General features: G+C 71.4%; 20 protein-coding genes and 1 pseudogene. 9 read left to right on the plus strand and 12 right to left on the minus strand.

What is annotated here, in order from left to right:
- Window positions 1-63 precede the first annotated feature (63 nt).
- From ACIRS4_RS00450 to ACIRS4_RS00465, 4 genes are read right to left on the minus strand one after another with little or no spacing between them, the layout of a single operon-like run.
- Window positions 64-1,701, minus strand: a complete 1,638-nt coding sequence (locus ACIRS4_RS00450; protein WP_404187813.1) for an ABC transporter ATP-binding protein — start codon at window positions 1,699-1,701, stop codon at window positions 64-66.
- The gene (locus ACIRS4_RS00455; protein ID WP_404187815.1) at window positions 1,698-2,513 is read right to left on the minus strand and encodes an ABC transporter permease; all 816 of its coding nucleotides are present in this window, start codon (window positions 2,511-2,513) and stop codon (window positions 1,698-1,700) included. The genes ACIRS4_RS00450 and ACIRS4_RS00455 overlap by 4 nt, the downstream gene beginning before the upstream one ends.
- Window positions 2,510-3,535: an ABC transporter permease gene (locus ACIRS4_RS00460; protein ID WP_404187818.1), complete on the minus strand. Its 1,026-nt coding sequence runs from the start codon at window positions 3,533-3,535 to the stop codon at window positions 2,510-2,512. Before ACIRS4_RS00460 ends, ACIRS4_RS00455 begins: the two co-directional genes overlap by 4 nt.
- A complete protein-coding gene (locus ACIRS4_RS00465; RefSeq protein WP_404187821.1) occupies window positions 3,520-5,070 on the minus strand; it encodes an ABC transporter substrate-binding protein in 1,551 nt (516 codons plus the stop codon). The genes ACIRS4_RS00460 and ACIRS4_RS00465 overlap by 16 nt, the downstream gene beginning before the upstream one ends.
- A gap of 257 nt (window positions 5,071-5,327) precedes the next feature.
- On the opposite strand from ACIRS4_RS00465, the gene ACIRS4_RS00470 reads away from it, so the two are divergent.
- From ACIRS4_RS00470 to ACIRS4_RS00490, 5 genes are read left to right on the plus strand one after another with little or no spacing between them, the layout of a single operon-like run.
- Window positions 5,328-6,317, plus strand: coding sequence for a TauD/TfdA family dioxygenase (locus ACIRS4_RS00470; RefSeq protein ID WP_404187824.1), 990 nt, complete (start codon window positions 5,328-5,330; stop codon window positions 6,315-6,317).
- A complete protein-coding gene (locus ACIRS4_RS00475; RefSeq protein ID WP_404187826.1) occupies window positions 6,314-7,336 on the plus strand; it encodes an ornithine cyclodeaminase family protein in 1,023 nt (340 codons plus the stop codon). Before ACIRS4_RS00470 ends, ACIRS4_RS00475 begins: the two co-directional genes overlap by 4 nt.
- Window positions 7,333-8,694: a Y4yA family PLP-dependent enzyme gene (locus ACIRS4_RS00480; RefSeq protein ID WP_404187829.1), complete on the plus strand. Its 1,362-nt coding sequence runs from the start codon at window positions 7,333-7,335 to the stop codon at window positions 8,692-8,694. The genes ACIRS4_RS00475 and ACIRS4_RS00480 overlap by 4 nt, the downstream gene beginning before the upstream one ends.
- A 13-nt stretch (window positions 8,695-8,707) precedes the next feature.
- Window positions 8,708-9,766 carry a cysteine synthase family protein gene (locus ACIRS4_RS00485; protein WP_404187832.1) on the plus strand — a complete coding sequence of 353 codons (1,059 nt, stop codon included), beginning with the start codon at window positions 8,708-8,710 and terminating at the stop codon, window positions 9,764-9,766.
- A gap of 42 nt (window positions 9,767-9,808) precedes the next feature.
- Window positions 9,809-11,209, plus strand: coding sequence for an MATE family efflux transporter (locus ACIRS4_RS00490; RefSeq protein WP_404187835.1), 1,401 nt, complete (start codon window positions 9,809-9,811; stop codon window positions 11,207-11,209).
- Here ACIRS4_RS00490 and ACIRS4_RS00495 read toward each other — a convergent pair.
- The 3 genes and pseudogenes from ACIRS4_RS00495 to ACIRS4_RS00505 all read right to left on the minus strand — a co-directional run bounded on the left by ACIRS4_RS00495 (window position 11,151) and on the right by ACIRS4_RS00505 (window position 13,514).
- Window positions 11,151-11,579 (minus strand): hypothetical protein, encoded by a 429-nt coding sequence (locus ACIRS4_RS00495; RefSeq protein ID WP_404187838.1) that lies wholly within the window; start codon window positions 11,577-11,579, stop codon window positions 11,151-11,153. The two genes, ACIRS4_RS00490 and ACIRS4_RS00495, sit on opposite strands and share 59 nt — an antisense overlap.
- Before the next feature lie 155 nt (window positions 11,580-11,734).
- Window positions 11,735-12,805 (minus strand): DUF2332 domain-containing protein, encoded by a 1,071-nt coding sequence (locus tag ACIRS4_RS00500; protein ID WP_404187841.1) that lies wholly within the window; start codon window positions 12,803-12,805, stop codon window positions 11,735-11,737.
- Window positions 12,806-12,907: 102 nt separating this feature from the next.
- A pseudogene (locus ACIRS4_RS00505) lies at window positions 12,908-13,514 on the minus strand (dihydrofolate reductase family protein).
- A gap of 148 nt (window positions 13,515-13,662) precedes the next feature.
- On the opposite strand from ACIRS4_RS00505, the gene ACIRS4_RS00510 reads away from it, so the two are divergent.
- Together ACIRS4_RS00510 and ACIRS4_RS00515 are read left to right on the plus strand one after the other, a co-directional pair.
- Window positions 13,663-14,217 (plus strand): hypothetical protein, encoded by a 555-nt coding sequence (locus tag ACIRS4_RS00510; RefSeq protein WP_404187844.1) that lies wholly within the window; start codon window positions 13,663-13,665, stop codon window positions 14,215-14,217.
- Between the two features lie 188 nt (window positions 14,218-14,405).
- A complete protein-coding gene (locus tag ACIRS4_RS00515; RefSeq protein ID WP_404187847.1) occupies window positions 14,406-14,867 on the plus strand; it encodes a hypothetical protein in 462 nt (153 codons plus the stop codon).
- Window positions 14,868-15,101: 234 nt separating this feature from the next.
- Here ACIRS4_RS00515 and ACIRS4_RS00520 read toward each other — a convergent pair whose 3' ends face one another.
- Both ACIRS4_RS00520 and ACIRS4_RS00525 read right to left on the minus strand, forming a co-directional pair.
- Window positions 15,102-15,863 (minus strand): class I SAM-dependent methyltransferase, encoded by a 762-nt coding sequence (locus ACIRS4_RS00520; protein ID WP_404189713.1) that lies wholly within the window; start codon window positions 15,861-15,863, stop codon window positions 15,102-15,104.
- 278 nt (window positions 15,864-16,141) lie between these two features.
- Window positions 16,142-16,414 carry a hypothetical protein gene (locus ACIRS4_RS00525; protein WP_404187850.1) on the minus strand — a complete coding sequence of 91 codons (273 nt, stop codon included), beginning with the start codon at window positions 16,412-16,414 and terminating at the stop codon, window positions 16,142-16,144.
- Between the two features lie 436 nt (window positions 16,415-16,850).
- On the opposite strand from ACIRS4_RS00525, the gene ACIRS4_RS00530 reads away from it, so the two are divergent.
- Entirely contained in the window at window positions 16,851-19,067 is a 2,217-nt protein-coding gene (locus tag ACIRS4_RS00530) for a trypsin-like serine protease (RefSeq protein WP_404187853.1), read from the plus strand.
- 257 nt (window positions 19,068-19,324) lie between these two features.
- Here ACIRS4_RS00530 and ACIRS4_RS00535 read toward each other — a convergent pair whose 3' ends face one another.
- The 3 genes from ACIRS4_RS00535 to ACIRS4_RS00545 form a co-directional block, all read right to left on the minus strand.
- Entirely contained in the window at window positions 19,325-20,875 is a 1,551-nt protein-coding gene (locus tag ACIRS4_RS00535; RefSeq protein ID WP_404187856.1) for a phosphodiester glycosidase family protein, read from the minus strand.
- Window positions 20,876-20,877: 2 nt separating this feature from the next.
- Window positions 20,878-21,630 carry a peptidase inhibitor family I36 protein gene (locus tag ACIRS4_RS00540; protein ID WP_404187859.1) on the minus strand — a complete coding sequence of 251 codons (753 nt, stop codon included), beginning with the start codon at window positions 21,628-21,630 and terminating at the stop codon, window positions 20,878-20,880.
- 170 nt (window positions 21,631-21,800) lie between these two features.
- A complete protein-coding gene (locus ACIRS4_RS00545) occupies window positions 21,801-22,274 on the minus strand; it encodes an ASCH domain-containing protein (RefSeq protein WP_404187862.1) in 474 nt (157 codons plus the stop codon).
- Between ACIRS4_RS00545 and ACIRS4_RS00550 the strand changes: the two genes are divergently transcribed.
- Complete coding sequence (locus ACIRS4_RS00550) at window positions 22,265-22,489, plus strand: hypothetical protein (protein WP_404187865.1); 225 nt, start codon at window positions 22,265-22,267, stop codon at window positions 22,487-22,489. The genes ACIRS4_RS00545 and ACIRS4_RS00550 overlap by 10 nt on opposite strands.
- Window positions 22,490-22,539: the final 50 nt, after the last annotated feature.

The following is a 22,539-nucleotide window of genomic DNA, read 5'->3' on the forward strand; positions in this document are numbered from 1 at the left end:
CATGGGCGCCGGCCCGGCCACGTCCGGCCTCGCGTGTGCGTGGCTGTTCGGCTCGCTGCGCGGTCAGCCTGCGCGCCGGCCTGTGACGGGCTTCGGTGTGGTCACCGCGACGCCGTGTGCGTGCCGTGTGGTCGCCTCCCGGCGGGACTCGGACGGGGTTCGCAGGAGGGCCCGCGTCGCCGAGTGACTCGGATCGGTGAAGACGGCTGCCGTGGGGCCGGACTCCACGGTGCGACCAGCGTCGAGGACCGTGACCGTTTGGGTCCGGTGGGCGATGAGAGGGAGGTCGTGGCTGATGAGGACGAGGGCTGTGCCGCGTTCCTCTCGGAGCCAGTCCAGCAGATCCATGATCGCCTCGGCGGTGGCGGGGTCCAGCGCCGAGGTGACCTCGTCGCAGATCAGCACGTCGGGATCGGCCGCCAGGGCTCGTGCGATGGCGACTCGCTGCCGCTGCCCGCCCGACAGTTCGTGCGGGTAGCGGGAGGCGAACTCCGCGTCCAAGCCCACCTGTTCGAGAAGGCCGGCGACCCGGGTCCTCATCTCACCGGACGCACACCGCCGGTGCAGCCGCAGCGGCCTGCCGATCGCGGCGCCCACCGTGCGGCTGGGGTTGAGCGCGCCCAGAGGGTTCTGCGTGACGAGCTGGACTCGGCGTCGCTGTTCGCGGCCGCGGCCGCGCAGACCGGTGCTGAGCGGTACGCCGTCGAGGCGGACGACGCCGGCGCCGGCCGGTTGGAGGCCGACCACGGCGCGGACAAGGGTGGTCTTTCCGGAGCCCGAGGGGCCGACGATGCCGGTCGCCGATCCGGGGGCGACGGCCAGCGTCACGCCGTCCAGCACGGGGGCGTTCGAGCGTCGGCCGAAAGTGACCTGGAGGTCGCTCACCTCGAGCACGGGTGCGTGGGCCGGTTCCGTCTCCTCCGGCCCGCGCGCCGCCGGGTGCGTACGGAGCGTGTCGGACACACGGGAAGTGGGCGGTCGCGCGAACTGCGTGCGGAGTTCCACCACCTCGTCCGCGATCCGCTCGACGAGTTCGGGGTCGTGGCAGGAGAGCGCGACGGCCAGCTGATGCTCGCGGACCAGATGACACAGCAACTCGCCTATTTCAGAGCGCAGTTCGGGGTGCAGGCCGGCGGTCGGCTCGTCGAGGAGGAGGACTCGGGGGCGGCGGGCCAGGGCGCGGGCGAGGGCCACGCGGCGCTGCTGTCCGCCGGACAGGGCGGCCGGCCGTCGCATGAGGAGGCGGTCGTCGGCCGGGAGCCGGACCTCCGCGAGAAGTGCCCGCACCGCCTCCGGACTGCGGTCCCCGGAGAGTTCGCGCACGAGGGAGCGGACGCGCATCCGGGGGTTCAGCCCCGAAGCGGGGTCCTGGCCGACGTAGGCGAGCCGTTCGCGGCGCAGGGTTCGCAAGTCCCGTTCGGGCAGGGCGAACACGTCGCGGCCGAGGACCTCGACGTTCCCGGACGTGCGCTCGGCGCCGGGCGGCAGGAGCCCGGTGAGGGCGCGCAGCAGCGTGGTCTTGCCCGAACCCGAGGGGCCGGTCAGTGCGACCAACCGGCCCGGCCGCAGGGTGAGTCGAGCGTCCTGGAGCAGGATCCGACCGTCGGGGGCGGCCACGGTGAGGTCCGTGACCCGGGCCGCCGCGGTGGCCGGCGGCGTGGGGGGATCGTCGTTCCGATACCGGTCGGATGTGTGGCTCACGCGACGGTCACCGCCTTCCGGCCGGTCTGGGGAGCGAGGGCCGCCGCAGCGAGGTTGACGCTGAGGGCGAGGAGGCCGATGGCGAGGCTGGGGGCGACGACGGACCAGGGGTTGAGGAGGATGCCGGAGGAGTTCTCGCGGATCATCAGGGCCCAGTCGGCGGCGGGAGGCTGGGGCCCCACCTGGAGGAAACCCGCGGTGGCGACGAGGTAGACGGCTGCGACGAAGCGCAGGCCGAAGAGGGCGAGGAGGGTGGAGCGCAGGTTGGGCAGGATGTCGCGCAGCACGAGATGCCACAGCCGTTCGCCGCTCGCCGCCGCGGCCTCGACATAGCCGGAGGCTGCCACCAGCGCCGCCGCGCCGGCCGCGAGCCGCACCGCGTAGGGCACACCGAGCACGACGGCCGCGGCGATCACGGCGAGCCGGCCTCCGCCCGGCCAGGACAGGGTGACGAGGAGGATGCCGAGCACGGCGGGCAGCAGCATCAGCACGTCGGCGGTCCGTTCCACCAGGCGTCCGACACGAGGGCGCAGGGCGCCGATCGCGCCGAGCACCGCGGCGCTGCCGGTGACCAGCGCCGCGACGAGCAGTGAGGAGAGGACCAGTTCGCGCCCGCCGGCCAGCAGTCTGCTCAGCACGTCCCGGCCCAGTTGGTCACCGCCGAGCAGGGCGTCCCCGCCGGGTTCCGCGTACGGCGCGGCGACCGGGGCGTCGATGGGATGCGGAGCGAGCCAGGTCCCGGCGAGGGCGAGACAGACCAGCAGCAACGCGGGCAGTACGCGCAGGACGGTGGCTCGTGGTCGGGTGCTCATCGGCGTGCTCCTGCCGTCAGGTCCCGTACCAGGTCGGCCAGCAGCAGCACGCCTGTGAGGACCGCGCCCGACAAAGCCGTCACGCCGGCGATGACGGGGCTGTCGCGGTCGGTCACGGCGGAGGCCAGGACCGAGCCGACGCCGGGATAGTTGAAGATCGTCTCGACCACGACGGCGCCGCCGAGGAGCATGCCGGCGGAGGTGGCGAGGCCGGCGGCGATGGTGGGCAGGGCGCCGGGCAGGACATGGTGCGTGAGGACGCGGTGCGGCGGGAGTCCGTCGAGGACGGCGGCCTCCACGTGCGGGGCGCGGGCCTCGTCGGCGAGGGCGGCGCGCACGATGCGTACGTTCCAGCCGGCCTGCGGGATGGTCAGGGCGAGCGCGGGCAGGATCAGCATGGTCCAGTCCGCGGGGGTTCCGTCGGCGCCGGTGAGGGTGACGGCGGGCAGCCAGCCCGTCCACAGCGAGAGCACCAGGACCAGGGCGACGGCGACCACGAACTCGGGCAGGGCGAGGACCGCGGTGGCGGTGCCGGAGATCAGGCCGTCGGCGCGTCCGCCGGGCCGGAGCGCGGCCCAGCAGCCGAGGGCCAGGGAGAGCACGGCGGTCAGCAGCAGCGCGAGGCCGCCGAGCAGGAGGGTGTTGGGGAATGCCGACGAGACCAGGTCGGTGACCTTCTCGCCGCGTGCCGACACTCCCAGGTCCCCGGCGGGAAGGCCGCTCATCCAGTCCCAGAAGCGTTCCGCGACCGGCCGGTCGAGGCCGAGAAGTCTGCGGCGGGCCGCGGTGTCGGCGGCGCTCTCCCCGCGCTCGGAGGTGGCGTCGGCGGCGTCGCCCGGCAGCAGTTCGACCGTGCCGAAGACCAACGCCAGGAGCACCGCGAGCAGCACCGCACGTTTCAGTACGACGAGGCCGACGCGGGCTGCGGGCAGCGTGAGGGGAGCCCGTGCCCGCGGGTTCTTCTCCACACCGGGAGAAGAACCCGCGGGCGCGGCCGTGTCAGCGGTCAACGGGCCAGCCATGCCCGCTCGAGCTGGACCCTGCCGTAACCGGGCAGTGTGGGGAGCCCGTTGACCTTGGCCCCGGCGAGGTCGATGCCGTCGGCCATGCCCCACAGGAGGTAGCCGGACCTGTCGTACTCGATCTGCTGGAGTTCCTTCAGCAGAGCCGTGCGCGCGCTCGCGTCGGCGGTGCCGATGGCCTTCTCGTAGGCCGCGTCGAAGGCCTGGTCCTTCCAGCCGGCCTCGTTCTGGCCGCTGTCGGAGACCAGCGTCTTGCTGGCGAAGAACACCACCGAGTCGTTGGTGCCCCAGTAGGTGGTGTAGAGGTCGCCCTTGAGCCAGGTCTTGTCCCAGAAGGTGGCCGACTCCTGCTTGACGACCTTGACCTTGACGCCGGCCTCGCGGACCTGGGTGGCGAAGAGGGTGGCCGACTCGGCGAGGCCGGCGATGTCCTCGGTGGTGTGGAGCTCGTAGGTCTTGGAGGTGTCGAACCCGGCTGCCCGCAGCAGTTCCCTGGCCTTGGCGAGGTCGCGGGCACGCTGCGGGACGCTTCTGTCGTAGGCGGGGTCGCCGGTGCCGAGGATGTCGTTGGCGACGGTGCCGTAGCCGGACAGGACCTGTTCGACCATGGCCTCGCGGTCGACGGCCAGGCGCAGCGCCTCGCGGACCCGGGCGTCGGCGAAGGGGCCGCCGGAGGTGCGCATGACGAGGGGCATGGCCATGTCGTTGGGGCGGCGGACGGTCTGGATGTCCTTGCGGCTCTCGGCGGTGCGCGCGGCGACGGCGCCGACGTTGGAGGCGAGGTCGATCTGGCCGGCGAGCAGGGCGTTCGCCATGGCCTGCGGACTTTCGAAGATCTTGACCTCGATGGCGTCGAGGAGGACGTCTCCGCCGTACCAGTCGTCGTTGCGTACGAGGCGGGCGTTGCCGCCGCGGTACCAGTCGAGCTTGAAGGGGCCCGTGCCGGGGGCTTTGGCGATGTCCTTGTCGATGGTGCCCTTGGGGATGACGAAGGTGGTGAGCCGGACCAGCAGCGGCAGTTCGGCGTTTGCGTAGTCGGAGACGATGACGACGGTGTCGTCGCCCTCGGCGGAGATGTTCTTCTCCTGGATGCCGGGGAGCCGGGAGGCGCCGGCCGGGGTGGCGCGCAGCCGCTTGAGTGAGAAGACGACGTCCTCGGCGGTGACGGGAGAACCGTCGTGGAACGCGGCGCCCTTGGCGATGGTGAACCGCCAGGTTTTCAGGTCGGCCGAGGCCTTCCAGCTCGCGGCCAGGCGGGGGACGGTGTTGGGCTTGACGCCGGGGACGGTCAGGGTGTCGTAGACGAGGCTGATGATGAGGTAGTCGCTCTCATTGGCCTGGGTGCCGTGCGGGTCCCGGGTGAGGGCGCCGGCGCGGCCGAGTGCGCCGACCCGCAGGGTTCCGCCCTTGACCGGCTTGGCCGAACCGCCGGTGGCGGATGCGGCCGGCTCGTCGCCGCCACCGCAGGCGCTGAGCAGGGTGCTCGCCCCGATGACACCGCCCGCCCACAGCACATGACGTCGCGTCAGCTCCACTTGTCCCTCGTTTTCCCGCAGTTGGCCGAGATTTGCTTAGCCTTACCTATCCTGTGGGACTCCACCATGACAAGACCGTCTCCATGTGGGCTAGATCCTAATTAGGTAAGCCTTGCCTATCATCCGATGGCTGGCTATGTTTTCGCAGGGCCCCGCGCTCCGCTCATGCCCCTCGCTCCGGCGGGCCCTCTCCTCCATGCCCGTAGACCACTGCAACGCGCCCCGCACGCCCCCGCACTGGAACGGACAGATCGCCCATGCCCACGGGAACCGCACCCGTACGCCTGCTCGATCCCGACTCGGCGGCCGAGCTGACCGCCGCCGCCCGCAGCCTCCTCGCCGACTTCGGCGGCTCGTCCACCCACCCCGGACTGTCGGCCCAAATCCCCGCCGTCGCGGCCTCGTTGGGCGACGCGATACGCCACGCCTGCCGACCGGTCGACACCGCCGACGGTCTGTTCGTACTGCGCGGTCTGGCCGTCGACGACACCGAGATCGGCCCCACCCCCGGCCACTGGTCGGCCGCCGGCGACGCCGGCGCCGTGTACGACGTGATCGTGCTGCTGCTCTCGACGGTGATGGGCACGCCCATCGCCTGGGAGGGCCAGCAGGAGGGCCGCTTCGTGCACAACATCGTGCCCTCCGCGGGCCACGAGGAGGAGCAGACCGGCGCCAGCAGCACCGTGCTGCTCAGCCCGCACACCGAGGACGCCTTCCACCCCGGCCGGGCCCACCTCCTGGTCCTCGGCTGCATGCGCAACCACGACTCGGTCGCCACCACCGCCGCCAGCGTCCGCAAGGTCGAACTCGACCCCTCGGACGTCGAGTTGCTCAGCCGCCCGATCCTGCCGATCCTGCCCGACGACGCCTACGAGGAGGCCCAGGGCTACACGGGCGAGCCCCCGGCCGTACCCACGCTGTGGGAGTCGGAGGAGGGCCTCACCCTGCGCTTCGACCCCGCCTACACCCCGCTGCACCGGGCGCCCTCCGAGCACCGCGCGGCCTACGCCCGACTTGAGCGGGAGCTCGCCCGCGTCAGCGTGGCGGTGGTCCTGAACCCCGGTGAGGTCCTGGTCGTGGACAACGACGTGGTCAGCCACGGCCGGGTCCCCTTCAAGGCCCGCTACGACGGCACGGACCGCTGGCTGAAGCGGTCCTCCGTGCGGGTCGAGGGCCGCCGCACCAGGCCGCCCGCCGAGGAGGCGGAGCACGGCTACGGACAGGCCGCCGTGGAGGCGTACGCATGACCCGCATCGACGACCAGGAGGAGGCGTCCGTGATGCCTGACGACAGAACCCTGCGGGTGCTCAGCACCAGCGACGTGGCCGGCATCGACATCACACTGACCGATGTGGTCTCCGTGGTGGAACAGGCCTACCGCACGCTCGCCGACGGCCGCTCCGACAACCCGCGCAAGCTCACCGTGAAGCCCGAGGACGGCCACTCCGTGGCCTATGCGATGCTCGGCCGGGACGGGGAGCGCGGGGTCGTCGCGATCAAAACCTCCTACAAGCACGGACTCCACGAGGACCGCGACAAGCAGCACTACTACACGACCCTGACGTTGTACGACGACGAGACGGGGCTGCCGGTGGCGATGCTCGACTGCGGCCGGATCGGAGCCCTGCGCACCCCGGCGGTGTCCGCGCTCCTGGCCCGGGAACTCGCCGCGCCGGGCAGCCGCAGCGCCCTCGTCATCGGCACCGGCACCCAGGGCCGGCTCGCCCTGCCGTTCCTGCTGACCACGCTGCCGGACCTGGAGCGGCTGATGCTCTTCGGCACCCATCCGGACGGCATCCGCGCCGTGCGCGAGCAACTGCACACGTACTTCCCCGAGCGCGAGCTGGAGGTGGTGACGGACCTGCGGGCCGCCGCCGGGGACGCGGACGTCGTCCTCGCCACCGCAGGGCCCGGCACCCCCGCCTCCGTCGAGGCCGAGTGGCTCAAGCCGTCCGCACTGTCCGTGCTGATCGGCTACGGCATCGCCCCCTCCACCCTGCACACCGCCGACCGGGTCGTCGCCACCAGCGAGGCCCAGATGCGCGTCACGGGAACGGACATGGCCGACGCCGACGGCCGACTCCGTGACGTGCACGCCGAGTTCCCCCAGGTGCTGGCCGGCCGCGCCGCGGGGCGCACCGACCCAGGACAGCGGATCTTCGCGTACAACAGCGGCCTCGTCGTCACCGACATCGCCCTCGGCCACCGGTTCGCGCAACTCGCGCTCGCGCAGGGGCTGGGCACGGCGGTTCCGCTGTGGACGTGACCACCGCCCTCCCTCCGCACACCACCGAGGAGTTGCGTGCGCTTCTCGCCCCGCCCGGCAACGCTCTCCTGCACGAGCTGCGCCACGGACTCGGCGGGCCCTACCACTTGCTGTTCCCGCAGCGATTCGACGCGAACGCCGCCGCTTTCCGGCAGGCGTTCGCCGAGGCGGGCGTGGACGGCCGGGTCTACTACGCCAAGAAGGCCAACAAGGCCGCCGTCTTCGCGGAGCGGGCGGCCGTCGGGGGCCTGGGCGTGGACGTGGCCAGCCACGGGGAGCTGCGCGAGGCGCTGGCGGCCGGGGTGCGGGGCACGGACCTGATCGTCACCGGCCCGGCCAAGGACGACGATCTGCTGCGCGTCGCCGTGCTGCACGGCGCGCTCGTAGCGGTGGACGCCCTCGACGAACTGGACCGTGTCCTCGCGCTGGCGGGCCGACTCGGCCGAGCCGCGAAGACGTTGCTGCGTCGCCTTCCTCCCGGACAGCCGCACAGCCGCTTCGGGCTGGATGACGGCGAGATGGAGCTGGCGCTGCGCCGCTGCCGCACCGAGCAGGTGGTCATGGCGGGCTTCAGCTTCCACCTCAACGGCTACGACATCTGCGAACGGGCCGACCTGGCAGCCGAGTTGATACGGCTGTGCACCCGCGCCCGTGCGCTCGGACTGCGGGCCGACCAAGTCAGCGTCGGCGGCGGCTTCGCGGTGGACTACGTGGACGCGCAGGACTGGCGGCGGTTCCACGAGAGCACCCGCCCCGAGCACTTCCACCAGCGCAAGGCCTTCTCCGGCTACTACCCGTACCACTCCCCCATCGCCGGAGCCGACGCCCTCGCCGCCCTGCTGTCGACGAACCCGGCGGGCGAGAAGTCGAGCCTGGCCGACCTCGTGCGGGCGGCCGGGGTGACCCTGCTCGTCGAGCCGGGCCGGGCACTGCTGGACCAGGCGGGCTGCACCGTCATGCGGGTCCAGGGCGTCAAGGAGCGCGACGCCTACGACATCCTCACCGTGGACGGCAGCAGCCTCAGCCTCTCCGAGCAGTGGTTCGGGAGCGAGTTCCTGCCCGACCCGGTGCTCGTCCCGGCCGACCGCGCGGATCGCGCCGACGCCGGCCCGTACCCGGCCTGCGTGGGCGCCGCCACCTGCCTGGAGTCGGACATGCTCACCTGGCGCAAACTCCCCTTCCCCGTCCGCCCGGCCATCGGCGACCTGCTCGTCTACCACAACACGGCGGGCTACCAGATGGACTCCAACGAGTCGCCGTTCCACGAACTGCCCCTGCCGCCCAAGGTCGTCATCGAGCCGTCCGCGCACGACTCGGCCTCCCCCCGCCCCCGCTGGCGTCTGGACCGCCACCCGTAGGGAGTTCTCAGCCATGAGCCATCTGGACGCCCGTCCCCCGCACCACCCGCCCGTCGTCCGCCGGATCTCCGAACTCATCGGCGGCACTCCGCTGTTCGAGCTGTGCCGCACGGAGAGCGATGCCCGACTGCTGCTGAAACTGGAGCAGTTCAACCCGACCGGGACGGCGAAGATACGCATGGCCCGGCAGATGGTCCTCGACGCCGAGGAACGCGGACTGCTGCGCCCCGGCGGCCGGATCATCGAGTCCACCTCCGGCAACACCGGACTCGGCCTCGCCGTGGTCGCCGCCGAGCGCGGCTACACGTTCACCGCGGTCGTCGACCACCACGCGTCCAAGGACAAGCTGCGCGCCATGAAGGCCATGGGCGCCGAGCTCGTCTACGTCGCCCACGAGGGCGACGAGGACCTCGCCACGGCGGCGCGCGAGGAACTGGCGGAGCGACTGGCCGCCGAGTCGGACAACGCGTACTTCACCGAGCAGCACAACAACCTGGCCAACGGGGTCGGCTACCACCCGGTCGCCCATGAGCTGCACGCCGCGCTGGACGGCCGTGTCGACGTCCTGATCGGCGCCGTCGGCACCGGTGGCGGCCTGTTCGGCACCGGGGGCGAGCTGCGCCGGACCGTGCCGGACGTCCGGATCGTCGGGGTCGAGCCCAAGGGGTCCATCGCCTTCGGACCGCCCGCCCACGACTACCACCAGTCGGGCACCGGCACCCCGGAGGGTGCGACGATCGGCGCCATGGTCGACTACTCGCTGCTCGACGAGGGCGCCAAGGTCGGCGACGTCGAGGCCTTCGCCACGGCCCGGACTGTGGCCCGCCGCACCGGGCTGATGCTCGGAGGTTCGGCGGGCGGGGTGGTGTACGAGGCGCTGACCCGGATGTCCTCGTCGCCGCCGGGGACCACCACGGTCGCCCTGGTCAACGACGGTGGCGAGAAGTACCTGGACACCGTCTTCGACGACGACTGGATGAGCGCCCGAGGCCTGCTCTCCCCCGACGTCGAACGCGAGGTCGACGAGCTGCTCGCCAAACTTCGCCGCGTCGCACCGGAGGCCCAGGGGTAGCACCCCGTCGTACCGCCCGCACCTTCCACAGGAACGGAACCGATGCAGCCCGCCCTCGCCCGCCTCCTCGGCGACAGCCGCGCACTCGCCTCACTGGCTGTGCCATTGGCGCTCACTCAGCTCGCCCAAGTCGCCCTCACCACCACCGACACCGTCATGATGGGCCTTCTGGGCACCGAGGCCCTGGCCGCGGGCGGCCTCGCCATGGTGATCTTCAACCAGTTGCGCACCATGGGCGTGGGCATGGTCACCGCCGTCGGCAACCAGGTCGCGGCGGCCGACGCGCGGGCGGAATCGGCCGAGCCGTCGGGGAGCGCCCAGGAGGAGATCCGAGACCTCGTCCGGGCAAGTCTGCTGCTGTCGACCCTGGCCGGTGTCGTGGGCGCCGTGCTGATGGTGCTCATCGGGTACGCCGTGATCTGGCTCGGCCAGGACCCCGAGGTGGTCGAGGCCGCGAAGCCCGTCCTGTGGACGATGGCGCCCGGACTGGTCCCGTGCCTGTGGTTCCAGGCGATACGGCAGTTCACCGTCGGCATGCGCCGCCCGCAGGCCCTGCTGCGCATCACCCTCGCCTCCATCGCCGTCAACGCCGGCCTCAACTGGGCCTTCATCCACGGCGCCTGGTTCTTCCCCGAGCTGGGCCTGCCCGGCATCGGCCTGTCCACCAGCTTGGTGTACGCCCTGTCCTGCCTGGCCCTGTACCTCTCCGCACGGCGCGACACCCGGCTCGCCCCCGTACTGTCGCTCAGCATCTGGAAGACCCGCCCGGCCACCCTGCGCAGACTCACCGGGCTGGGCACGCCGATCGCCGCCACATACGGCTCCGAGGCGGGGTTCTTCTTCGTCGTCGCCCTCTTCGCGGGCAGCTTCGGCACCTCGGCGCTGGCCGCGCACACGGCTGTCAACCAACTCGTCTACATCGTCTTCCAGATAACCGTCGGCCTCTCCCACGCCGCGTCCATCGGGGTCAGCCGGGAGCTGGCGCTGCACAACCGGGCCGCTGCCCAGCGGCTGAAGACCACGGCCCTGGCCTGCGCGGCGGTCGTGATGGCCGTGGTCGGCCTGCTCTACGTGACCGCGCCCGGCCTGGTGCTGGCCCCCTTCTTCGACAGCGGTGACGACCGGGCGGTCGAGATCGCCACGCAGCTGCTCCTGGTCGCCGCGGTGCTGCAGTTCTTCGACTGTGCCCAGAACATCGGCGTCGGACTGCTGCGCGGCCTCGACGACACCAAGGGCGGCTTCCGCGTCACCCTCGTCGGCTACTGGCTCGTCGGCCTGCCGGCCGCGGCCCTCCTCGGCGTCGCCGTCGGCGCCGACACCCTCGGCATCTGGCTGGGCCTCCTCACCGGCCTCGCCACCACCGCCGTACTCCTGCTGCGCCGCTTCAACCGGTCTCTCGGCCGACTGCCCCGGCAGGCGGAACCGGCACAAGCCCCGCTCTGATCGCCGGGCTCCTGCGTGCCCTGGCCGCCTGCGCTCGCCTCCGACCTCGCAGAACGGTCTGGAAGGGCTGGGCGGCGCGCAGGACGCGCTGCGGAAGGTAGGGGGACTCGACGCGGTAGGCGACGGCGCCGGCCGCGGCCTCGGAGGCGTCCTTCAGGGCGGCCTCGGCTTCCGGCGTGTCGAGCTCGGGCGTCTCGACGGAGAGGGCGCCCAGGTGGTCGAGGTACGCCTCGGCGATCGACTGCCATTCGTAGGTGGCCCTCCGGCCGGCCCGCGACATGGACCGCACCAGACGCCCGATCCGGTTCGTGAAGTCCTCGCACCCCGCCGACACGGCGGCCCCGCCCACCTGATGACGTTCTATCCGCACTGCCCGCCCCTTGATCAAATCCTGGTGACAGCGTAGGCGCAGGGTCTGACAGGCGGTCGAGGTGTCGGATCGGGCCTCGCGTCCCGGAGGCGCCCTCCGGGCCCGCGTTCGACACCGACTTCCCTTTCTCTGGACGAGGTCGGATTCGTACACGGTCACCGGTCGGCCAGCCACGCCAGCAGACGGCCTCGCGACCAGCAGCGGCCGATCGCCTCGGCGGACCGAACCGACCCGTCGAAGAACGCCACGCCGATGATGCTGTGACCGGAGGCGCGGCGATCCCCGAGTGTCGGGATCGTCGGCGCGACGCCGACTCCCTCCGCTGACACCCAGGCCACCGGCCGGGCGGCCGCCGCTTCCACCAGACGCTCCAGGAAGCGCCGGCGGCCGCCGAGCGGGAACTGCGACAGCGCCCACGTCGTGGTGACGACAGGCAACGCGTCCGCGGGCACACAGGCGATGGCGTCGGGCAGAACCTCGACGGGGTCGCCACGCAGGAGCAGCGGAGGGGCCGTCGCCGCCAACGCCAACTCCGCGTCGAGCCTCGCGGCACGCTCCGGCTGGTCCGGTCGGCAGCAGGCACGCAGCCACCGGCTGTCGTCCGCGTCGGTCACGTCCGTGGGATCGCGGTCGACGGCGATCCGGGCCACGATCTCGGGCATCGCGCGCGCCGGGACGGGCCGGTCTCCCACGATCGAAGACGTCATCCGCACGGGAGACGCCGGGTCGCCCAGCGATGGACCGTTGCCGTAGGTGATGCCGACGCGGTCGACACTGAGGTTGAGCCCGGCCGAGCGGCCCACATCGATCAGCCCCGCCGTCTGCGCGCCTGCCCGGCGTGCGGCCTCGGCAACGGCCGGATACAGCACGGCGCAGCGTCCGGTCTCCTCGGGCCGCACCTTGCGCCGCACGGCGATGGCCACGACGTCATCGGTCATGCGCAGCAGCGTGTCGATCGCCGCGTCGGCGGCAGCGTCGGCATCCGCGGCGGCGTAGGCCGCGGCGAGCGCCGGGGCACGTCCGGCGAGGGCGAGATCGTGCAGCGCGGCGAGGATCACCGTGGGATGCCGCTTGGGCGCCGGCGCCGCCTGGATGGCGCGCAGCACCTCATCGGATTCACTCACGGCGACGGCGACACGCTCGTACAGCGGCGAGGTTCCCGCGGCATCGGCCTCGGCCTCGCCGAAGCGGCGGTACACCTGAGCGAGTCTGCTGCCCCTGTCCACGGGTGCAGCGCTCCCTGCGGTCGGTTTCGGCATCTTCACGACCCTACTGGGATCGCGGCCGCAGGGAACCTCCAGGATGCCGGGCTCCGGAAGGGCCATGCCCTATGCATAGCTGTCGTGACCGGGCCGGCCGTTCGGCCGGTAGACACCGACGACGGTGCCGCCCTTCGTCGTCGAGACGCTGACCGGCTCCAGCGCGGTGGGGATCGCTCCGTCGGCGAACAGCCGCTTGCCGGTGCCGATGATCACCGGATGGAAGGTCAGCCGGTACTCGTCGACGAGGTTGTGCCGCATGAGGGTCTGGGCGAGGTCGCCACTGCCGACGACGTTGACGGTGCCGCCGTCGGACGCCTTCAGCCTCCGTACGGCTTCGACGACGTCACCCTCCAGCAGCGTGGAGTTCTGCCACTCGACGGACGTCAGGGTCCGGGACGCCACGTACTTGTGCATGCTGTTCATCCGGGCGGTGAACGGGTTGTCGGGGTCGGCGGTCGGCCAGTACGACGCGAAGATCTCGTACGTCTTGCGGCCGAGCAGCATCGCGTCGGAGTGCTCGTACCAACCGGCGACGGCCGCGCCGACCTCGTCGTCGCTCACCGGCTTCTGCCAGCCGCCGTGCTCGAAGCCGCTCTCGGTGTCCGTCCGGACCGCCCGGCGCCTGCATGACGCCGTCCAGCGTCAGAAACGTGCAAACGATGATCTCGCGCATGGTGCGCTCCCTTCGTCGACAGGTAGACCGCACGGCCGCCGGAAAGTCATCGGCATGACCCTGGGCGGTTTGGACTCGGGCGCGCGCCGCGGGATCGAGTCCGGTAACAAAGGTTTACGTTTCCTGTTGCGGTAACTAAAGTTGTCGCATGACTGCGCACGAGATCACCTTCGAAGAGCAGGTGCAGCTCGACAAGGCCCTCTACGACGCCCTGAATCCCCTCGCATCGGTCCTGCGCGCCAGGACCTCAGGGCTGCCCGAGGAACGCATGTGGGAGGCCGATCCGGTTGAAGTGGCCCTGTCCGTACTGGTCGCCTGGAAGGCGGTGGACGCGGAGGTCAAGCGGTTGACGGCCATCGCGGCGAGAACCGCCGGGTCGTACGGCGCCAGCTACGAGCAGATGGGCGCAGCCTGGGGCATCACCCGCCAGGGCGCCCGCAAGAAGTGGCCTGATGCCGTTCCTCGCCCCACAGCCGCGACAGGGCAGACGATCCCCGTGCTCGAACTGTGCGGGGGTTCCGCCGAGTTGACGCAGGAGCCGTCCTCCGGCGGATGGAGGTGGGTCGCCGAGGCCGCCGACGGTACGCACGGCGCGGCCGACACCGACACCTGGTACGCGACGAGGGAAGAGGCCGCAGCCCATGCGGGGGCCTTCCTGATGGAGCATGCCCAGGTTCGCTCCCAGGACGTGTTTCGAAAGTAGCGTCCCCACCTGACACAGACTCTCGTTCGCAAGGTTTCCACAAGGTCCGTGGCGCACCATTCGGTGGGCGGAGCGGAATGCCGCTGAGCGGAACCGGGATGGCGACGCACTTCAGTCGTCCGGGTCCCGGTCCGGCGAGCGCAGCGGTAGCTCCCCACCCGTACATGTCACTCAACAAAGGAACCCGTGTGAAGAAGTCCCGTTTGGGCCGCGTGGCCGCGGCCTCGGCCGTGCTGATCGGCAGTGGCGCCGCAGTCTTCGTCCCCGCGACGTCGGCCTCGGCCACCGAGGACGACTGCGACGGCATCGCCGTCATCGGCCGTTTCCGCGCCGTCGAGTCCGGAGCCTCGTTCGACTTCCGCGGCCGCCGCGTCGAGCTGCAGAACGAGTCGGCGCTCGACCGCTACAGCCGCGCGGAGATCAAGTCCGGCCGCCAGTCCGGCGACCGGCTGTGGGTCGACCGCAGCTTCCGCTCGTTCCCCGACTTCAAGGGCATCGTCAGCGACCAGCAGGCGAAGCGCGACGGCTGGAAGATGTGCGGCCCCTACACCGGCAGCCGTACGCAGTCGGTCTACAACTCCAACTACGCCGCGCGCGCCTGTGGCGAGTTCGACGGCATCACCAAGTGCGGCAAGTGGTGGGTGGACTGACCTGTCCCGGCGATGGGGCGCCCGAGCGGCGCCCCACCGAATGACCGCATCCCGCAAGGCCGCCGCCCCTCCCCCGTGGACGGGCGGCGGTCTTGTGGGGCGCCCTGCTCACCAGTCGGCGTTCTCCGGTCCGTCAGAACGCGCGCGAGACGCGCTGCACAGCGTCGTCCGATTCCTCAACCGCCGACCATTACGACGTCCACTCGCACCCGCGCGCGCCACGTCCTGCGGCGTTCAGGCTGCGGCGCGGAAGACGTACGCGGTCATCGGGGCGCTGACAGGTCCCGGCCCCAGACGGGCCGTCATCTCCTCGACGACGGTCGCCCGGACAGCCGATGCGTCGCCGCGCGCCTCGACGGCCGCGCGCACCGGTGTTCCGGTGAGGTACCCCGTGGCGAGGTCGGCGATCGACGCCGCCCGGCCCTGAAGCGTCAACTCCTGCTCCTCCTCGACGGCGAGCCCGGCGGCCGCCAGATCAGCGACCACGACAGCAGGGTCCGCGTAGCCGTGCGGAACCGTCGGGAAGAACCGCGGTGGATCGACCGGAAAGGCCCGCTCCAGCCCTGCCTGCAACGCGACCTCGAAGGCGTGCGTCCCGAGCGGGCCCCAGGTGCTGAACAGGAACCGGCCGCCCGGGGCCAGGACCCGCCGGACATCGGTGAAGGCCGCGACCCGGTCGGGAAGGAACATCACGCCGAACTGGCAGACCACCAGATCGAAGCCTCCGCCGGGGAACGGCAGCCGCTGCGCGTCGGCCTGCCGCCACACCGCGCCCGGCGCCCGGGCCGACCCGAAGGCGACCATGGCCTCGTTCAGGTCGGTGGCCGTCACTTCGGGCGCCGACGCGATGTCGAGCAGATGCGACGTCAGGACGCCGGTCCCGGCCGCCAGTTCGAGGATTCGTCGAGGGCGGAGCGCCGCCGCCTTCGCGACCATGTCCTCGGCGAAGGGCCGGAAGACCACCGGTACGAGGTACTGCTCGTAGGCCGCCGGCATGGAGTCGGACCACCGCTGGTCGGCATGGGTTCCCGTCACACCATGACGGTAATGTCGCGTTCGCAGACCTCTGGCCCGCCGCGCCGCCGTGCGCCCGGAGCCGGCCCTACGCGACACCGTGGCCCCGAGCCGGGGTCGCCGACTGCCGCCCTGTACGTGTTCCCTGCCTCGCCCGGGCGTCGGGCCGGCGTCCACTGCGCGTTGCTCCGCGACGCGCCTTCGTCGAACCCCGCACGCCGTGGTCCGGCAAGCGTTCCGACCACCGCCCGGTCAGCTCCTCAGCCGACGAACCGCACATCGGGGTGGAGCAGCGAGGGGCCGTCGAGCAGCGGCTGGTGGCGGCCGCGCAGAGGCTGATCGAAGAAGGCGGTGAGGCAGGCCCGCCGGCTCACGGTGAACCGCGCCGGGTCGACCGTGCCGGTCATCCGGGACGGCAGCCCGTTCGGCTCCTTCGGGGCGGCCGAAGCGCGTGCGGTCGGGCTGCCGAGAGCCGAAGCGGCGCCCAGTGCGGCCAAGGCGCCCGCGCGGGCCCGCAGTTGCCGCCGCGTCACAGGTACGGGCGAGGAATCAGAGGGACCGGAGGAGCTGGGGAAACCGGAAGCGCTTGTGCATCGCATGAGGCAATCCTGGTCGCGGCCCGGGCCCGAATCCATGGGGCCGGCCGGATGGTGTCCGCGGTCCGAACAGTCCCGGAGGCGGCAAGTCGGCGGTCCCGGCCTCCTCCGCCCCGGGGGAAGTGTCCGTCGCCGCTCCACCCATCCAGGGCCCGGAGCCGAGCTGCGCGAACGGGTCGTCCGGGCTGCCGGCGGGCCGCTGAAATCGACGTCGGCGAGGACGACTTGGCCTCAGTCGGCGAGAGAGCGGACGAACTGGAGCGTAGTTATATGCTCGTGGAGATCACCATCGCCAAGCATCAGTTCACGAACATGCCACCCGCTGCTTCCGGAACGCACCGGATGCGGCGGATCCCTCACCGAGGAAATGTTGATGCCACACACCAGACCACTGCGTCTGTCCGCGCTCGCCGCGGTCTTAATATCGGTCCCGATCGCGCTGTGCACCGCTCCAGCCTCCGCCGTGTCCGGCAAGCCGGTCACCTCCGGTGACCCCGCCTACTCCTACACCGCGCAACTGAACGTCGGCGGCAGCACCCGCGGCTGCTCCGCCACCCTGGTCGACGCCGAGTGGCTGCTCACCGCGGCCAGCTGCTTCGTCGACAACCCGGCGACCAGCCTCGCCGTGCCCGCCGGCAAGCCGGCACTTCCGACGACCGCGACCATCGGGCGCTCCGACCTCTCCGGCGCGGACGGCGCCGTGCGGAAGGTCGTCGAGCTCGTCCCGCGTACCGATCGCGACGTCGTCCTGGCCCGACTGAGCCGGCCGGTCACCAACGTCGCCCCCATCGCCTTGGCCGCCGCCGCGCCCACCGCGGGCGAAGAGCTTCAGTTCGCCGGGTACGGCCGCACCAAGACCGAATGGGCGCCCCTGAGGCTGCACACCGGCGCGTTCTCGGTGGACTCCTCGGACGCCACCACGGCCACGGTCACCGGCAAGGACGGCGCTGCCGCGTGCATGGGCGACAGCGGCGGGCCCGTGGTGCGCGTGGCGGGCGGCATCCACCAGCTGGTCGCCCTCAACAGCCGCTCCTTCCAGGGCGGTTGCTTCGGCATCGACCCGACCGTGACCAGCACCGGCGCCATCACCTCCCGCGTCGACGATCTTGCTTCCTGGGTGAACTCCAAGGTCGGGGCGACCCGCGTCACCGACTTCAACTGCGACGGCGTCGAGGACATCGCCGTCGCCGACCCCAAGGCGACGGTCGGCGCCGACGCCGACGCCGGTCTCGTCCGGGTCGTGTACGGCGGCGGCAAGGGCACCGCCGAGATCACCCAGGACCTCGCCTGGGTGGCGGACGCCTCCGAGCCCGGCGACTGGTTCGGTGAGGCGCTCGCCACCGTCGACTACGACGAGGACGGCTGCACCGACCTGGTGGTCGGCACCCCCTCCGAGGACCTCGGCAGCGCCACTGACACCGGCATGGTCGACATCCTGCACGGCGCCCCGGGCGGTGTCGGCACGGGCGCCAAGAAGGACACCAACTACCAGCAGGGCGCCGGCTCCGGCTCGCTGGGCGCATCCGGAAACGAGAGCGGCGACCGTCTCGGCCACGCGCTCGCAGCCGGCACCACCGCCGCAGGCGAACCCTTCCTGGTGATCGGTGAGCCTGGCGAGGCTCTGGGCTCCCTCACGAAGGCGGGCCAGGCGTTCTACGTCCACGGCACGACCAACGTCTCCATCCACCAGGACAGCCTGGACGTGCCGGGCGCGGCGGAGGCCAACGACGGTTTCGGCGGCGCGGTGGCGGCTGACGCCAACCACATCGTCATCAGCGCACCTGGCGAGGCCATCGGTTCGAACGCGAACGCGGGCAACCTGGCGGTCTTCGACCCCAACAAGCTGAACGCCGAGGGCAGGCCGACCCCGCGGTTCGGGCTCGACCAGGAACTGGACACGGTTTCCGACACCGCCGAGGCCGGTGACCAGTTCGGCACATCCCTGGCTCTGGTCCCCTACCGCCCGTCGGGCGCGGCGGCCGCCACCGAATCCATCCTCGCGGTCGGCTCGCCCGGTGAGGACCTCGCCATCGCCGGCGCGACCAAGGCCGACACGGGTACCGTTCAGACCTTCCGTGTCACCGCCTCGGGCACGTACAGCGAGCTCAACTCCTACACGACGGGCACCGCCGACGACGACGTGTCGGGCAGCGCCGAGGCCGGCGACCGCTTCGGTGCGACCGTGACCGCCGTGAACACCGCGCCGCGCGCGGTGAGTACGGCGGCGACGCTGAGGATGGCCGTCGGCGTCCCGGACGAAAAGACCGGTACGGCGGCGAACGCGGGTGCCATCAGCACCTTCTCGCTCCTGGGGACGCCGGGCGCCAACGACAAGTGGCTGGAGCCGGGTGACGGGGACGGCATCCCGGGGACGCCGGGCGCCAACCAGTACGTCGGCACGAGCATCCACTTCACCGGCACCAAGCTGTACGTCGGCATGCCGTACGGTCCGAGCGCCCACGGCGCGCTGTACGCACTGCCGATGTCGAACGTGACCGCCGGCGGCACGATCGCCGCTGTCACCACCTACCAGCCCGGCTCCGGTGGCCTCCCGGCCGTCGGCGCCCGCTTCGGCCACGCGGCACGGTAGACGCGGCACGTCGAACAACGGGCACGCACCCGTCACGTGCGTGGGAGCCGTCGGGGCCCGTACAGGGGCTTCGGCGGCTCCAGCCCGTTCCGGCCCCGGCACGGCGCGCCTCAGGCCGACGCCGGCGGCTCAGGCTGAGCGGACGTCGGCAGACGTCGTCCACCGGGCGGGCGGGGGCCGCCGCGCGGCCGACGAGGCTGCGCGGCGGTCCGTGGGCTCCGGGAAGCCGCGGCCGGTCCCGGGGCGGAGCGGGCGGGTCAGCCGCCGGTGGCCGGCAGGCCGTGACCGCCCCGTCCGGCGTAGACGCTGTCGTAGACGGGCCTTTCGACTCCTCCCGGGTCGGCGAGCACGTTCTTGACCTGGCCGTCGACCACGAACGTGGTGGAGCCGCCACCGTCCAGGTTGAGTGCGTCCACGGCTCCGAGATCCTGCATGATCTTCGCCAGGTCGTGGATCGGCACACCGAGGCGCTCGCCCTCGGTCTTCGACGTGACGACGACGAGGAGCGTTCGGCCTGTAGCGTCCGTGCCGATCGCCGTACGGGGGTCCGGCCTCTCGTTGCCGCCTTCCTCCGGGGGCACGACCTCGTTGTCGCGCATCAGAAGGTGGGTGCCGTTGACGACGTCGACGGACGGATGGGCGGGATCGAGGGCGAGGTCTTCGTCGTCGGCAGGGTCGGTGTTGAAACCGATGTCGGTGACCTGCTGCGTCCTGACGAGTTTCGTTCCCACCTTGGCGTGCTCGTCAAGCCACTTGGCTCCGGCCTCGTCGCCGTTCTGCGCCGAGCCGATGCCCTGGAGGACCATTCCGTTCGCGGGAATGGCGGTGCCGCCTCGCTTGGCCGTCTTGCTGACGACGTAGCCCCCGGCGTCGACGGCGACCTCGACGCCCTCGGCGTTGTCCGCCTTCACGAAGGGCGTGTGATCGGGGTACGGCGTCCGCAGGCCGTAGCCGGAGGTGAAGACGACGATCTCGCCGTCGTCCTCGTAGTAGGGCCCGCTCTTGATCACCCTGCCCTTCTCGTCCACGTACTGGAGCTTGCCGGCGGCGTCCCGGACCGGCTGCCCGTCGGCGTCCTTGAGGAAGGGAGGCAGCCTGTCGTCGGCGCTTTGTCTGCAGAACGGGATCCAGCCCGGGTACCGATTGACTCCGTCGAGCGTGCGTATCGCGTCGTCGGCGTCGCCCGCGGTGGACCCGAGGGATTTGATCTGCAGCGTGGTGGTGATCCTGGTGAAGTGCGGCCGACCGTGCTGGAGGACGACGGCGTTCTGTCCGTTCGTGCAGGACGCTCCCTGCACGACGTCCTCCTGGACCGAGGCCACCATGGGGATCGACCGGTCCTCGAGGATCCCCTTGCCGGCGGCGTCCTCGTCCTTGTAGGCGACGGAGTAACCGCCGTTGACGCCGACATGGGGTCGGTCGGCCGCCGAGGCGCCGACGGTGGCCAGCATCTTGGTCGTGGCTTCCTTCATGCCCACTGCCGCGCCCACTGTGCTGCGCACGGAGACCGCCCCCTTGTCGGGGTCGATGACCGCGACACGGACCACGAGGGGTGAGGAGTCGGCGGAGTACGTCGTCCGCTCGACCCCGTCCGCCACGACCAGGTGATGGGGCGTCAGTCCGTCCAGGATCGAGGTCACCGGGTCAGGTGCGGGGGTGGCGATCGCGCTCGCCGCGGACTGGGTCAGCGCCAGAGTCACCAGGGCGACGGGCAGCGCCGCGACACGGCGCACACGCTGTGCACGGGGTCTGCGAGCGATGACGGCTGTGACGGCCGGAGTACGCGTAATGCCGGATGTGTTCGCCATGGTCAGCACCCCGACTCGGAGTCGGCGAGCTTGTGGGAGCTGAATTTCGATCGGAGGGGCGTGGGAAGGGTCGTCTCCTCGCCGGGCAGCAGGACGTAGGCCCGGAAGGACGTCCCCTGGTCCTGCCACCTTCCGGTGTAGCCGGGCTCCGGATAGAAGCAGGCGACCTTGTCCGACCGGTTGGAGACGGACACGACCGCGTCGTTCCAGGTCTTGGAGTAACTGCTGTTGCCGGACACCCCGTTGCCGAGGTCGTCCTGCGTGGTGACGCCGCCGACACCGCGTCCGCTGGGGCCCTTGAAGATGCACACGCGCGTGGCGGTGCAGCGCTCGAACCCGGTTCGGCAGGCCGACTGCGACTTGACGAACTTGTGCGAGGCGGGGGTCATGTTCGAGAAGTCGGCGCCGAGCGTGGCGTCGCCGGTTCGCTCGGGCGTGACGGCCTGCATGGCGGTGCCGCCGTACTCGGGATCGTCGTACAGACAGCCCCACAGAAGGGTACGGTTGCGGACCGACCGGAAGGTCTTGCCCTGCAGGCGTGCGTCGGTGGCGTAGTCGAGTTCGACGCCCGGCGAGATCGCGACCATGTCGCCCTTGCCGCCGGGCTCGGTGTACAGGCAGAACTTCGTCGGCTCGCAGTCGGCGTAAGCCGCCTGTGCCGACCCGGTCTGCAGCCACACGAGGGACGCGGCGAGAGTCACCACCGCCAGGCCTGCCAGAGACAGGCGGTTGAATAAACGTCTGATCGTGTTCATGGGCGTGAACGATATAGGGGTTGGACCGCTCATCACCCACTAAATGATCGATCACCTCGCCCTGGACGGGACGGCTGCCGCCTCCTTGTCCGCGATGGCACGGTGCGCGATCGCGTCGCCCAAGTCGTCGGCAGCCCCACGTAGTTGTCCGCCGGCACCGGTCGGACGGGTCACCGGCCGGCCGAGCCGTCGGGCTCGACCACCCGGAAGCGTTCCGCGACGACGAGAGTGTCGTCGACGACGACCGGGGTGTGCCCCAGGTACTCGCTCACGCCCTCGCTCCGCGTGACCGTGTCCCCGGCTCGCGCGAAGTCGTCGTCGATCTCCTTCATGGGAACGACGCGCACGCCGACGAGCTCGACGGTGACGGCCGGACGACCTTCGGAGTCGATGACCGGGAACCGCTGACCGGTCACCGGCACCGCCTCTCCGGCGTGCTCGTGGATCTCCAGGAGACCCCGTGAGCGGGGCCTTCCTCGGACCGGTGCGCTCACTGTGCCTGAGCGGCGGATTCCGCGGAGGGAGCATAGCCTTTCGAGTGGGACGGCACTCCGGGACCGCGCCGCAGTCTCCCTGTCAACCGCGGCCGGCTCTTGTGTGTCGGCGACGCGTGAGGGGTGGAAGGAGCAGACCAATGAATGCACAACGCGTGAGGCGTCTCCTCGCGGCCTCCGCGGTCGGAGTTCTCATGGCCGGGGGTGCCACGGTCGGCGCAGCGAGTACAGCCTCAGCCGCCCCGGCGCACCCTTCACCCCTGGTCAACCGTGACTGGTGCGATCACCACCGCTGGTGGAACGACGATTGCAACTTCCACGACAACTTCAACGACGGCGCTGTCGTCGTCATCGTGGTGGTCTGAACGGCATCGGGACGGAGCACGACCGAGGGCCGCCGCTGCACTGCAGACGG

This window comes from Streptomyces sp. NPDC101166 (genome assembly GCF_044768125.1).
Taxonomy (GTDB): Bacteria; Actinomycetota; Actinomycetes; order Streptomycetales; family Streptomycetaceae; genus Streptomyces.